Origin of the sequence: Gillisia mitskevichiae (genome assembly GCF_003634585.1) — a bacterium.
In the GTDB taxonomy this organism is placed as follows: domain Bacteria; phylum Bacteroidota; class Bacteroidia; order Flavobacteriales; family Flavobacteriaceae; genus Gillisia; species Gillisia mitskevichiae.
In genome coordinates, this window is sequence record NZ_RBLG01000002.1 from 458,703 (window position 1) to 472,324 (window position 13,622).

Below are 13,622 nucleotides of genomic sequence, written 5' to 3' on the forward strand. Positions count from 1 at the left end.
AAATTCAATTATCCATTATCATTTCACCCATGCTAAAGTTTGTAGCAGCTTCAATTAAAGCTAAATGGGAATAGGCTTGAGGGAAATTCCCTAATAAACGCTTTGTTTCAAAATCTATATCCTCACTAAATAATCCTAAATGATTGCTATAAGATAAAAGCTGATCGAATAATTTCTTAGATTTCTCCTTCTCTCCTATTTTGTAAAGGCTATTAATAAACCAAAATGTACATATTGTAAAAGAGGAAGTTGGTAAACCAAAGTCATCTTTATTTTTATATCGATACAATAGCCCGTCCCGAGAAAGCTCCTTTTCTGTAGCTTTCACTGTGCTAATATACCTAGGATCCTTAGCGTCTATAAATCCATAATTTTCCATTAAGAGTGTAGAAGCATCCAGATCTTTAGAGCCATAAGACTGTGTATAAGCTTGCACCTCATCATTCCATCCATTTCTATAAATATCATCATAAATTTCAGATCTTAAAGAGATCCACTTAGTATCATTAACACCTTTCCTAAGGATCTCCCCTATTTTCACTGCTCTATCTATAGCAACCCAACATAATAATTTAGAGAAAACGAAATGTCTCTCCTCTGTGCGAAGTTCCCAAATTCCTTTATCGGGTTCTTTCCAATGTGATTCAACAATTTTTACAATCCCCCTAGTCACTGTCCACAATTCTTCGCTATTTTCCAAATTGGTTTCAAACTGAACGAATTGCTGATAGATCACCTCCATCAAAATTCCATAAATATCATTCTGTTTTTGGATATATGCAGCATTTCCTGTTCTTACAGGCTTTGATCCTTGATACCCATCTAAATGATCTAATATATGCTCAGTTAAATTTTTCTCCCCATTGATACCATACATGATCTGGATTTTTTCATCCTTATGTGGAATTAAATTAAGTATGAATTGAAGAAAATCATTAGCAGATTTATCATGACCTAATCCTGCCATTACCTTAATAACCATAGAAGCATCTCTAATCCAGCAAAATCTATAATCCCAATTTCGCTCTTCTCCTATAGTTTCTGGAAGTGAAGTAGTAGCAGCCGCAAGCACTGCACCAGACTTTTTAAATGTTAAAGCCTTTAGCACTAATGCACTTCGCAATATCTCTTCGTTATAATATTTATATTTTGTGGTATGTTCACTCCAATTCATCCAATAGGTCTTGGTTCGTTGGTACTTTAAATAAGTCCTATCTAAGGATTGTTCTACCAATTTTTCATGATATCCCATTAAGAAATATCCATTACCTGTAATTTCAATTTCCTTTTGATCTAGAATAGCATCAAGATCAAAACTTGAGTATAGAAATATAGTTTCAAATTTCCCTTCGGTAGTATAACTTTTTATATACTGTCCTTTATTTTCATTGTACGTTTTTTCCCTTGCAAAATCTAATTTCGGATTATATAATGCTTTAAAAGAGGGTTTACCTTTAATAAGTCTAATAAAACGTATAACATCTGGAGCAGAATAATAAGAACCGTCTTGATGTTGGTAACGTGGCATAAAATCTATTAATTGAAATGCATTTTTACCATTATCAAAGACCGTACTTAGGATATTGGTTCCCCATAGATATTCTTGAGTGATCTTATAATCCTCAGTAACTAAAAGCTCAAAATTTCCGCCTTTATTAGTATCCAATAATTTAGCAAATACTGCAGCAGAGTCAAAATTTGGCAAACAACACCAGTCTAGTGATCCTGTTTTGGAAATTAGGGCTGCACTTTTACAATTTCCAATAATACCGTAGTCTAAATTCTTCATGAAAGATAAAATTTCTTTAAAAAGGAAGGTTAACACAATTCATTTTCGGAAATTTAAGAAAATTCAATTTTTTTTTCGCTTCAATTATAAATAAATTATGAGTAAAACTATCATTATATCTAATAGATTACCTCTTCAAATTTCCATAAAAAAAGGAAAATTAAATGTAACTCCTAGTGTAGGAGGTTTAGCAACAGGTTTAAAATCCTTCCATAGAGATGGGGATAGCGTTTGGATTGGATGGAGTGGATTAACTGCAGAAGAACTTCCTGAAAACTTAATAAATGAAGTTACTCAAAAGGCCAAAGATGAGGCCTGTATAGCAATTAATTTTACTGAAAAAGAAATAGAAGGTTTTTATTATGGTTTTAGTAATAGAAGTATTTGGCCCCTCTTCCATTACTTTATGGAATTTACAGAATGGGAAAGCTGGCATTGGGAAACCTATAAAAGGGTAAACCAAAAATATGCAGATGCAATCTTGAAAAATTATAAAGACGGTGATAAGATCTGGATTCATGATTATCAACTTCTTTTAGTACCCAATATGGTTCGCGAACAAGCTCCAAATGCAACAATAGGTTTCTTTAATCATATCCCCTTCCCTTCCTATGAAGTTTTTAGAACCATGCCTTGGAGAGAAGAAATTCTTAAAGGACTTCTGGGAGCCGATCTTATTGGTTTCCATACCTACGATTATGAACGACATTTTTTGAGCTCTGTAAGTCGAATTTTAAGGCATCAAGTTAATTTTAATGAAGTAAGTCTTCCCGAGAGAATGGTAAAGGTAGATTCTTTTCCTATGGGTATAGATTACAACAAATTTGAGCAGGCTGCGCAAGATCATTTTGAAAATTCTTTGGAAAATCAATCAGATTTGCAACGCAGATTAGATCATCATAGAAAAGGAGCTCCAGGAGCAAAATTAATCCTGAGTATAGATCGGTTAGATTATACAAAAGGTATCGCTCATAGAATAAGAGCTTTTGAATATTTCTTAGAAAAATATCCGCAGTATATAGAAAAAATACGCTTAGTAATGCTAGCCGTGCCTTCAAGATCGGAAGTGCCACAATATCAATTACTTAAAAAAGAAATTGATGCATTAGTAGGGAGAATAAATGGAAAATTCGCAACAGTTAGCTGGACCCCTATTTGGTATTTCTATAGGTCTATGCCATTTAATAACTTAATAGACCTATATGCTTCTTGCGATATAGCATTGTTAACCCCTATTAGGGACGGAATGAATTTAGTAGCAAAAGAATATATTGCAAGTAGAAAAGATCAAACAGGAGTGCTTATTTTAAGTGAAATGACCGGTGCAGCGCAGGAAATGAACGAAGCGCTTTTAATAAACCCTAATAATTTTGAACAAATTGCAGATGCTATAAATCAGGCGATCGAGATGCCTGAAGAAGAACAAATTAAAAGAAACAAAACCCTTCAGAAACGATTGAAGCGTTATGATGTAGAAAAATGGGCAAACGACTTTATGAAATCTCTAACTAAAACACAGGAAACCAGACAAAGCAATAAAGCAATTCATATTTCCAAAGACATTCAAGAATCCATATTTTCAGATTTTAAAAAATCTAAAAACCGGGTATTATTTCTTGATTATGATGGAACTCTAGTGAATTTTGTAGATAAACCAGAAGACGCAAAACCAGATAAAGAGCTTATCACATTAATAAATGAACTTGCCAATGTAGAAAACATTAGTGTTGTTCTTATTAGCGGAAGAGATAAGGAAACTTTGGGGAATTGGTGGCGAGAATCTAATGTAGAGCTTATTGCAGAGCACGGAGTTTGGGCGCAAAAACCAAAAAAAGATTGGAGGCTAAATGAAAATGTGAGAAATGATTGGATGGAATCTATACGTCCGGTTATTGATGCCTTCGTAGACAGAACTCCTGGAAGTTTTATAGAGGAGAAAAATTATTCCTTGGCCTGGCACTATAGAAAGTCGGATCCCGATCTAGGTGAAAAGCGTGCCAATGAACTTTCTACCGTTTTGAAAGATTTAATTTCGAATCATGGGTTAAGCGTCTTAGATGGAAATAAGGTATTGGAAATTAAAAGTAGTGAAGTTAATAAGGGAAAGGCTGCTACTAAATTGCTTTTAAAAAAAGAAAGCGATTTTATTTTTGCTATCGGAGACGATTGGACAGATGAATACTTATTTCAGGAATTACCAGATTCTGCAGTAACGGTAAAAGTTGGACTCAAAAATACTAGCGCCACTTACTATGTAAATAACACCCGCAAAGTAAGAGAACTATTGCAGGGTTTTTTAAATTAAATATTGGTTAAAACTAGAATCAAGATATCATTGATAAAGTGTTAAATTCATTAGTAATTCTTCTGAAATATTATATCAAACTTAACTAAAGATAATCCTCTAAGCTTCTAATTAGAAGTAACTTTACATCGTCAAATTTATACAACCAATATTTAAAAAATTATAATTATGAAAGTAGGAAAGTTAATTACAGGATTAGTATCAGGAGCAGCAGTAGGAGCAGCTATAGGTTTATTATTTGCACCTAAAAAAGGAGCAGACACTCGTAAATCAATTACTGAATCTGGAGATAGCTACTTAAAAGGTGCTAAAGGTAAGATCAATGATCTTTCAGACAGTTTAAATCAAAAAGTTGAAGCGATCAAAGAAAGATCAAAAGCTGCAACTAGTGGTTCTAAAGTTGAAGAAAAATTTCATGATACTAAAGCAGATATTCATGATATGAGAGCTAGCTAGGCTAATCTCAAAATATATTACACTAAACCTCGGATTCTTTCCGAGGTTTTTTATTTAAAATATTCTGAACTTTCACTGGAATCTTTTTTAAAAAACATTTCTTACTTTAGAAATCTCAATTAAATAATATTAAATAATGAAAATTAATTCCTCCCTATTAAGCATTACCTGTTGCTTTTTCACATTTCTAAGCTTCCAAGAAATAGCTGCACAAAATACAGATTCTAAAATCTATGATATAATCGATTCTGTTTCTGCCGATAGAATTGAAAGTGATATAAGAAAATTAGCAGGGTTTGGAACAAGAAACACATTTAGTGATACTGTTTCTACTACTAGAGGAATTGGAGCTGCAAGGCGCTGGATTAAATCTGAATTTGATAAAACATCTAAGGATTGCAACAACTGTCTAGATGTTTTTTATCAAAAAGACCTGGTAACTCCAGATGATGGAAACCGGGTGCCTAAGGAAGCCTGGGTAGTAAATGTTGTAGCCATACAAAAAGGAACTAAATATCCAAATAGATATATTATTATGAGTGGGGATATAGATTCCCGCGCCAGTGATACTATGGATTTTGAAACCGATGCTCCAGGTGCAAATGATAATGCAAGCGGAATGGCTGGAACTATGGAAGCTGCTAGAGTTTTATCTAAATATAAATTTGAAAACAGCATAATTTATGTTGGCCTTTCTGGTGAAGAGCAAGGATTATTTGGTGGAAAAGGACTGGCTCAATATGCAAAAAACAACAACTGGGAGATCATTGGAATATTAAATAATGATATGATCGGTAATATAGAAGGTGTTGACGGAGTTATTGATAACAGAAGTTTTAGAATATTTTCTGAACCTGTTCCTCCTACTGAAACAGAGAAAGAACGAAATGCAAGAAGATATTATGGTGGAGAAGTGGATGGGATTTCCAGACAGCTTGCCAGATATATTCATAGTACTGTTGAAACCTATATGCCAGAAATGAATCCAATGATGATCTATAGATTAGATAGATTTGGTCGTGGTGGACATCATAGGTCTTTTAACGATCTTGGATTCGCGGGAATAAGAATAATGGAGGCTCATGAAAATTATAACAGACAACATCAAGACATTCGAACTGAAAACGGAATAGAATATGGCGATGTTATTGAAGGCGTTAATTTTAATTATGCAGCAAAACTTACTGCTGTAAATGCTATTAACCTGGCTAGTTTAGCTTGGGCACCACCTGCTCCTTCACAAGTGGCTATTGGAGGTATTGTTGAACCTTCTACAAAATTACGATGGGAAAAGGTTTCTGGAGAAATCGCAGGATATAAAATTTATTGGAGAGATACTACTTCCCCGGTTTGGGAGCATTCCCGATTTGTGGGTGATGTTTCAGAATTTATGCTTGATGGTATTGTAATAGACAACTATTTTTTTGGTGTTGTGGCAGTAGGTAAGAATGGGCATGAAAGCTTAGTTTCTTTTCCCTCCTCGACCTTTAGATAATCCAAAATCTTATAACTCTAAAAAGTCCTGAGATAATTACTTATCTCAGGACTTTTTTTAATCTATCAATGAAAGCTGTATCCTTTTAAGATCTAAATCTATTTCTAATACAGTGACCGTTAAATGCTGGCCTAATTTTACAACAGAATTCACATCGCTAATATATTCATTTGCTAATTTGGAGATATGGATTAGCCCACTTTCTTTAACACCAATATCTACAAAGCATCCAAAATTGGTGATGTTATTTACGATCCCAGGAAGCTTCATCCCCGTTCTTAAATCTTTAATGGTATTTACATTTTCATCAAATTGAAAAACCTTGATCTTACTTCTAGGATCCAAACCTGGTTTTTCAAGTTCTTTTATTATATCTGTAAGTGTCGGCAATCCAAGATCCTCTTGAACATATGTACTTAATTCTATTTTTTGAAGAACTTCTTTGTTTCCTATTATTTGATGCAATGCCGTTTTTGAATCTTTCGCAATTTTATTAACCAAACTATAGCGTTCTGGGTGAACTGCAGAATCATCCAAGGGATTTTTCGCATTTTTAATTCTTAAAAATCCCGCAGACTGCTCGTAAGCTTTAGCCCCTAATCTGGGAACTTTAAGTAATTCTTCTCTACTTTTAATACTTCCTTTATCCGATCTATATTTTATAATATTTTCCGCTAATACAGGTCCTATCCCAGACACATAAGAAAGCAGTTCTTTACTCGCAGAATTTACGTTTATTCCAATTCGGTTAACGCAATTCATAACTACCGCATCCAGTTTGTTCTTTAATCTCGTTTGATCTACATCATGCTGGTACTGCCCTACTCCAATAGACTTAGCATCTATCTTCACTAATTCTGCCAAAGGATCTATTAAACGTCTACCAATAGAAACCGCTCCTCTAACGGTAATGTCATAATCTGGAAATTCTTCTCGAGCAATTTTAGAGGCGGAATAAATTGAAGCACCTGCTTCGTTCACCACATATACCTCAACTTCTCTATTAAAGGGGACTTTTTTAACAAATTGCTCCGTTTCTCGGGAAGCAGTTCCATTACCAATAGAGATCGCTTCAATATTATAAGCATTTACAAGAGATCTAATTTTTTTAATGGCAAGTGTCATTTCTTTTTGTGGAGGATGGGGAAAAATGGTTTCATTGTGAAGCAACATTCCGTTTTCATCTAAGCAAACCAATTTACAACCAGACTTAAACCCAGGATCTAAAGCTAAGATCCTTTTATTACCAAGAGGTGGCGCTAACAAAAGTTGCTCTAGATTTTCAGCGAAGACCTGAATTGCATCTTCATCTGCTCTATTCTTTGCTTCAGATAAAGCTTCATTAGAAAAAGCTGGTTTTAAGAGTCGCTTGTAAGAATCTTCTATTGCTTCATTGATATACTTAGCTGCTGAAGAATTTTTAATATGGAGAACATTATCTATTTGTCTTAAAGCTTCGTTTTTATCTACCTCAAGCTTCAGTTTTATAACACCTTCACTTTCAGCCCGAAGAATGGCTAATAATCTGTGAGAAGGGATTCTTTTTAAAGGTTCATTCCAGTCAAAATATTGCTTATATTTTAATGCTGCAGGATTTTCCTTTTCAGATTTCACGAGTTTTGAAGCAATATCTGCGCTGTTCTGAAACAACCTCCTAAGCTTCTGCCTTACATATGGGTTTTCGCTTATCCATTCAGAAATTATATGCTGTGCTCCTTCTAATGCATCACTAGTAGATTTTATCTCATTAGACAAAAATCGATTTGCCACTTGCTCTAAATTAGCTCCATTTTGCGACATAATAATTTTAGCAAAAGGTTCCAACCCTGCTTCCCTAGCTGTTTCAGCTTTTGTTCTACGCTTCTTTTTGAAAGGAAGATATAGGTCTTCTAATTCTACTAGCGAATCTGAATTCTGAAGCTTAGACAATAAGGGATCTGTCATGAAATCCTGATCTTCAATAGCCTTGATGATCGCTTTTTTACGACGTTCTAATTCAGCAAAAGATTTTAATAGGTCAGATATATTTTCAATCTCAACTTCATCTAAATTACCAGTTAATTCCTTTCTATAGCGAGCAATAAAAGGAATGGTCGCATCTTCATTTAGTAAGCCAACAGTATTAAGAATAGATCTTTCGGGAACGTTGATTTTAGATTTTATATAAGGTATTAACTCCAAGTCTTTTGTTTTAAGTAATAAAAACAAAGATACCGGGATTCTAATTTATCTTAATATATCTAGAGAATTAGATAATATTTATTTTTTTAGAATGCTCAATTGCTTTTTCACTATGAATAAAGTAACAGGTGCTTACGCCCATGTCATTCAAATTAGCTAATACTGTGGACACCTTTTCTTTTTTTACTTTATTGGTCTTCCTAATGTAGACCGCTTTTATATTTAAAGGAAATATTTTACAGATGCGCTCGTAGATATATGGATCTTTTTGGGAATCGTCACCAATAAGTACATATTTAAGATTTGGATAAAATGAGATGATATCTTTAATTTTTTCGAATTTATGATCGTGTCCTCCTCGCCCGGTCATTAGAAAATCTGAAATCCCAGTTTTAATCTTCTTCAATTTTATAACTGCTTTAGGCAATTCATGTCTTTTAGCAAATTCATTTATAAAATCGTATAAATTCCATTCGCTACTAGAAACATAAAAAAAAGAATTAAATGCATGCTCTTTGTCTTGTCCATAGGAACTTAATGCTCTATAATGTGGAACAACGTCTTCAAAAATTTTTCTTTTATTTATATTTTTGAGCAACATTACATACAGCTTCCTAAAAAAACTACCGCTATAAGAAATAAGAAAAGTATCATCAATATCCGAAATGATTCCATATTTACTTTCAAAAGGTTTTAGCACCTCTCCTTTATCCACAATACCGAAACCGTTGAACTGGCAGGTTATTTGATAATCATGCCATCCACTTTCCAACTCTTGATCGAAAGGAATATTGAATCTAAAATATCCATCATCTAATGTTTTTGTTTGAACAATGAGACCTTGAAATTCTAAGGTCACTCTAATATTAGAAATCGGTTTTATATTGAACATATGCATGATAGACATGGCATGTTTAATTCCTCGTCTATCAATTCGGTATTTATCTGGAGCCCAGGATTTAAAGACATGACCAAAAACCACCAGCTCTTGGTCGTTTAAATATCCACGATATAATTTTAAGTCGATTTTTGTCAATTGAGATTTTATTAACGAAAGAATACTTCCAAAATAGCTAATTTTAGCAACAATCTACAGTACATGGAACCAAAAAATAAAATTTTACTAGTTGTTAATCCAATTTCTGGAAATTTTGACAAAGCTAACCTCATTAATACAGTTAAAACAAAACTAGCTAATAAAAATATACTAGTAGAAGTCTACGAAACTAAAGGTCATGAAGATATAAAAGCTATTAGTAAGTTGATAAATCAGCATCAACCCGAACGTTTATTAGTAGCTGGCGGAGATGGAACTATACAACTTGTAGCAAAAGTTCTTAAAGATTTTGATCTTAGCCTAGGGATCTTGCCTGCAGGCTCTGCAAATGGTTTTGCTATTAATTTAAATCTACCAGATAATCTTAATGATCAAATTGAAGTGGCTACAGGTGAGACCACTTTTACTATTGACACTTTAGAATTAAATGGAGAAATGTGTTTACATATATCAGATCTTGGTATAAATGCAGAGCTTATTAGACTTTATGAGCATTCTAATATTAGAGGGAAGTTTGGTTATTTTCTTCAATCTTTCCCAACCTTATTTAAATCTAATTATCCTTATAAATTTACTATTGAAGCTAAAGGGCATAAATATGTAAAAAAAGGAGTGCTTTTAGCTATTGCCAACGCAAATAAATTTGGAACTGGAGCGAATATAAATCCCAATGGAAAATTGGATGATGGAAAATTTGAAATTCTTATTTTTAAAAGATTAAGCATCTTTCAAATATTAAAGACCTTAATTAAGAATTCCCAATTGAATTCCAATTTCGTAGAAGCCATCTCTGTAGAGGAAGCTACAATTACCTGTAAAAATCCAGTCGCCTTTCAAATTGATGGAGAGTTTATTGGAAAGAGAAAGAAAGTTGTGGTTAAAGTTTCAGACCAAAAGCTACGAGTTGCAGTTTCTAAAAATTTTAATCCTGCTTTAAATAGAAATAATAATTCAGAAAAAATATAACTATGAGCACTTCAAAAATTACATTTAAGAATAAAGAAGGCTTAGATCTTAAAGGAAGTATAGAATTACCAGATAATAGAACTCCTCATAATTTTGTTTTATTCGCACATTGTTTTACTTGTAACAAGAATTTTCGAGCCGTAAAAAACATAAGTCAAGCTTTAACCGCAAAAGGTTTTGGGGTTCTTAGATTCGATTTCACAGGCTTGGGAGAAAGTGAAGGAGAGTTTGCAGATTCTAATTTTTCTGGAAACATTGAAGATCTTGTTTGCGCTTCTAGTTATTTAGAAGATAATTACAAAGCCCCTTCTCTTTTAATAGGTCATTCCCTTGGTGGCGCCGCAGTAATATTTGCTTCAACATTACTAGATTCAGTAAGTGCAGTCGCAACTATTGGAGCGCCTTCTCATATTGGACATGTAAAAAATATATTGAAAAGTGATATAGCAGATATTCATGAAAACGGCAGTGCTGAAGTAAATATAGGCGGTAGAAACTTCAAAATAAAAAAGCAATTTTTGGATGATCTAGAAAACAACGATCTACCAGATATTATTTCAAAATTAAATAAGTCCTTGTTAATTCTACATTCTCCACAAGATACCATCGTTGGTATTAAAAATGCTGAAGAAATATATATTGCAGCTAAACATCCCAAAAGCTTTATTTCCTTAGATGGTGCAGATCATTTACTATCTAATAAAGTAGATTCTAATTATGTGGGTGATCTTATTGGAACATGGGCAAATAGATATCTTGATATTCCCGAGCAAGCTGATTTAAAGACTGATTTAGATGTTATTGCACATTTAGGCCCAGAAGGTTTTACAACACAAATTAAGGCTGGAAGGCACCATCTAGTTGCCGATGAACCGGAACATGTTGGAGGAAACGATTTTGGACCCAATCCTTACGAATTTGTATCTGCTGGCTTAGCTGCCTGCACTTCTATGACCATACAAATGTATGCGAAGCGTAAAGGCTGGAATGTAGATTTTGTAGAGACACATGTAAATTATGGGAAAGATCACGCTGTAGATTGCGAAAAATGTGAAGATGAGGGTACAAAAATAGACACTTTTAAACGAGAACTCATTATAAAAGGAGATCTGGATGAGAAACAAAGGAAAAGACTTTTAGAGATCGCTAATAAATGTCCTGTACATAAAACGCTACATTCAGAAACACAAATTATTACTAGTTTAATAGATCAAAAATAAGGAACTAAAGATCCTGAATTTTTAAAGTACTATCTATGTTAAGCAATCCTTAAATCTTTGGAGATTCCTTATTATACAAGTAATTTAGATGAATTCAATGTAAAACCAATCTATACAAATTATGAAACGTATTAGTTTATCACTACTATTTTGCGCATCCCTATTAATTATTGGGTGTAAAAATGACAAAAAAGAAAAAGATGAAAATAAAACTTCCGACACTGAAATGACTCAGGAAAAAGAAGTTGAGGTTAAAAAGGTAAAACTCACTTTAGAGCCAAAAAGCGATAGCAAGCTTTCTGGGAATGTTGTTTTCACAGAGGAGAACGGAGAGGTAACAATGACTGCTATTATAGATGGTCTAGCTGAGGGTATGCATGCTATTCATATTCATGAAAGTGCAGATTGTTCAGCTAAGGACGGATCTTCTGCTGGAGGTCACTGGAACCCTACCTTCGAACAACATGGAAAATGGGGCGATGCTTCAGGATATCATAGAGGAGATATAGGAAATTTCAAAGTAGATGGAAATGGGAATGGTACTATAACTATGACTACAGATAAATGGTGTATTGGCTGTGATGATGATGCTAAGAATATTATTGGGAAAGCAGTAGTAATTCATGACGGGGTAGACGATTTTACATCTCAACCTTCTGGTGCTGCTGGAACAAGAGTTGGATGTGGTTCTATTAAGATGTAGACCCTATTTTTGAGAATATTTTAATAAAAGCAACCTTCGGGTTGCTTTTATTATTTTAAACAGAATAATTTTATATTTTTAAGCATAATTTCTATCCTATGCAACAAGATAAGTTAATAGAAGAGCTTCAGGCTGGTAACCAAAAAGCCTTTGAACGCATTTATGAGCTTTATTCCCATAGTACCTATGGTATTATATATAGTATTATAAAAGACACCTCAATTTCAGAAGAAATTTTGCAAGATGTTTTTATTAAAATATGGAATAATGCCTCAAGTTATAACCCCGATAAAGGCAGGTTTTTCACTTGGGTCCTTAATATTGCCAGAAATGCTTCTATAGATAAAATTAGATCGAAAGATTTTAAAAATAAAAAGCTAAACCTAAAGAGTGATAATTTCGTAGATATATTGGAGTCTAAAACGAACTTCTTCGGTAAAATTGATGCTATTGGTTTACAAAAGTATATTGATGCTTTGGGAGAAACTTGTAAAAGTTTAATAGACTTGTTGTTCTTTAAAGGCTATACTCAAAAGGAAACCGCAGAAGAACTTGAAATGCCTCTGGGAACAGTAAAGACAAAGAACAGGGTTTGTATAGATAAATTACGATCTAAAGTATTACGATAATGGATATTAATAATTATATATCATCTGGTATTCTTGAACTATATGTATATGGTGCACTTTCTGAAACAGAAAGTAGAGAGGTTACCAGAATTTTAAAACAATACCCGGAAGTTGAATCTGAGGTCAGTCAAATAGAAGAAGCACTTATTCAACTATCTGCTGCCGTAGCACCAGCCGATGCCGAGAATTTAATTTTGGCCATCAAGCAAAAGCTTGCACACAATCCAAAAGTAGTAAGCATGGAAAGCAGAAGATCTAACATTCCTATGTACATAGGATGGGCTGCAAGTTTGTTATTCTTAATTGGGTTGTTTGTAATGTTCAATAAGAACAGAGAACTTAGACAAGATCTTCAAGCTTTACAGGGAGAAAAGGCGCAAATGGAAACTCAAATTGCTGATGCAAGAACCGATGCAGACAAATCTAAAGAACTCCTATCTATAATAAGAGATAAAAATATAATTAAAGTTCCTTTAGCAGGGCAAGCAGTGGCTCCAGACGCTTATGCTGCCGCTTACTGGGACAAGAACACAAATACCACCTATATAGATGTTAAGGATTTACCAGAGCCTCCAAGAGGAATGGTTTATCAAGTATGGTCTTTAAAATTAGAACCATTAACTCCAACGAGCATAGGAATTTTAGATACGTATGAGGAAGACGAAAATAAAATATTTGCTTTGAAGAATATAAATCCATCTGAAGCATTTGGAATTACATTAGAACCTGAAGGTGGTAGTGAATCCCCTACTATGGAACAATTATATACCTTGGGAGTTGTTTCTTCTTAGAAATAGTAATTAGACTAATAAAATAATCAG

General features: G+C 33.5%; 11 protein-coding genes. 8 read left to right on the plus strand and 3 right to left on the minus strand.

The genetic code is table 11. The features are described 5' to 3' along the window. Positions 1-4: 4 nt before the first annotated feature. A complete protein-coding gene (locus BC962_RS07790; protein ID WP_121345434.1) occupies positions 5-1,789 on the minus strand; it encodes a glycoside hydrolase family 15 protein in 1,785 nt (594 codons plus the stop codon). A 97-nt stretch (positions 1,790-1,886) separates the two neighbouring features. Here BC962_RS07790 and BC962_RS07795 point away from each other — a divergent pair, with 97 nt between their 5' ends. The 3 genes from BC962_RS07795 (at position 1,887) to BC962_RS07805 (ending at position 6,045) form a co-directional block, all read left to right on the plus strand. Continuing rightward, complete coding sequence (locus BC962_RS07795) at positions 1,887-4,094, plus strand: bifunctional alpha,alpha-trehalose-phosphate synthase (UDP-forming)/trehalose-phosphatase (RefSeq protein ID WP_121345435.1); 2,208 nt, start codon at positions 1,887-1,889, stop codon at positions 4,092-4,094. Between the two features lie 168 nt (positions 4,095-4,262). After that, a complete protein-coding gene (locus BC962_RS07800; protein ID WP_121345436.1) occupies positions 4,263-4,550 on the plus strand; it encodes a YtxH domain-containing protein in 288 nt (95 codons plus the stop codon). Between the two features lie 136 nt (positions 4,551-4,686). Next, entirely contained in the window at positions 4,687-6,045 is a 1,359-nt protein-coding gene (locus tag BC962_RS07805; protein WP_121345437.1) for a M28 family metallopeptidase, read from the plus strand. 57 nt (positions 6,046-6,102) lie between these two features. Here BC962_RS07805 and BC962_RS07810 read toward each other — a convergent pair whose 3' ends face one another. Both BC962_RS07810 and BC962_RS07815 read right to left on the minus strand, forming a co-directional pair. Beyond that, the gene (locus tag BC962_RS07810; protein ID WP_121345438.1) at positions 6,103-8,226 is read right to left on the minus strand and encodes a Tex family protein; all 2,124 of its coding nucleotides are present in this window, start codon (positions 8,224-8,226) and stop codon (positions 6,103-6,105) included. A gap of 67 nt (positions 8,227-8,293) precedes the next feature. Continuing rightward, the gene (locus tag BC962_RS07815) at positions 8,294-9,262 is read right to left on the minus strand and encodes an App1 family protein (protein WP_121345439.1); all 969 of its coding nucleotides are present in this window, start codon (positions 9,260-9,262) and stop codon (positions 8,294-8,296) included. Positions 9,263-9,325: 63 nt separating this feature from the next. On the opposite strand from BC962_RS07815, the gene BC962_RS07820 reads away from it, so the two are divergent. From BC962_RS07820 to BC962_RS07840, 5 genes are all read left to right on the plus strand, one after another. Then, positions 9,326-10,249 carry a diacylglycerol/lipid kinase family protein gene (locus BC962_RS07820; RefSeq protein WP_121345440.1) on the plus strand — a complete coding sequence of 308 codons (924 nt, stop codon included), beginning with the start codon at positions 9,326-9,328 and terminating at the stop codon, positions 10,247-10,249. 2 nt (positions 10,250-10,251) lie between these two features. Next, positions 10,252-11,469 (plus strand): bifunctional alpha/beta hydrolase/OsmC family protein, encoded by a 1,218-nt coding sequence (locus tag BC962_RS07825; RefSeq protein WP_121345441.1) that lies wholly within the window; start codon positions 10,252-10,254, stop codon positions 11,467-11,469. Positions 11,470-11,590: 121 nt separating this feature from the next. Then, entirely contained in the window at positions 11,591-12,172 is a 582-nt protein-coding gene (locus BC962_RS07830; protein ID WP_121345442.1) for a superoxide dismutase family protein, read from the plus strand. A gap of 98 nt (positions 12,173-12,270) precedes the next feature. Next, a complete protein-coding gene (locus BC962_RS07835) occupies positions 12,271-12,801 on the plus strand; it encodes an RNA polymerase sigma factor (protein ID WP_121345443.1) in 531 nt (176 codons plus the stop codon). Next, a complete protein-coding gene (locus BC962_RS07840; protein WP_121345444.1) occupies positions 12,801-13,592 on the plus strand; it encodes an anti-sigma factor in 792 nt (263 codons plus the stop codon). The genes BC962_RS07835 and BC962_RS07840 overlap by 1 nt, the downstream gene beginning before the upstream one ends. Positions 13,593-13,622: the final 30 nt, after the last annotated feature.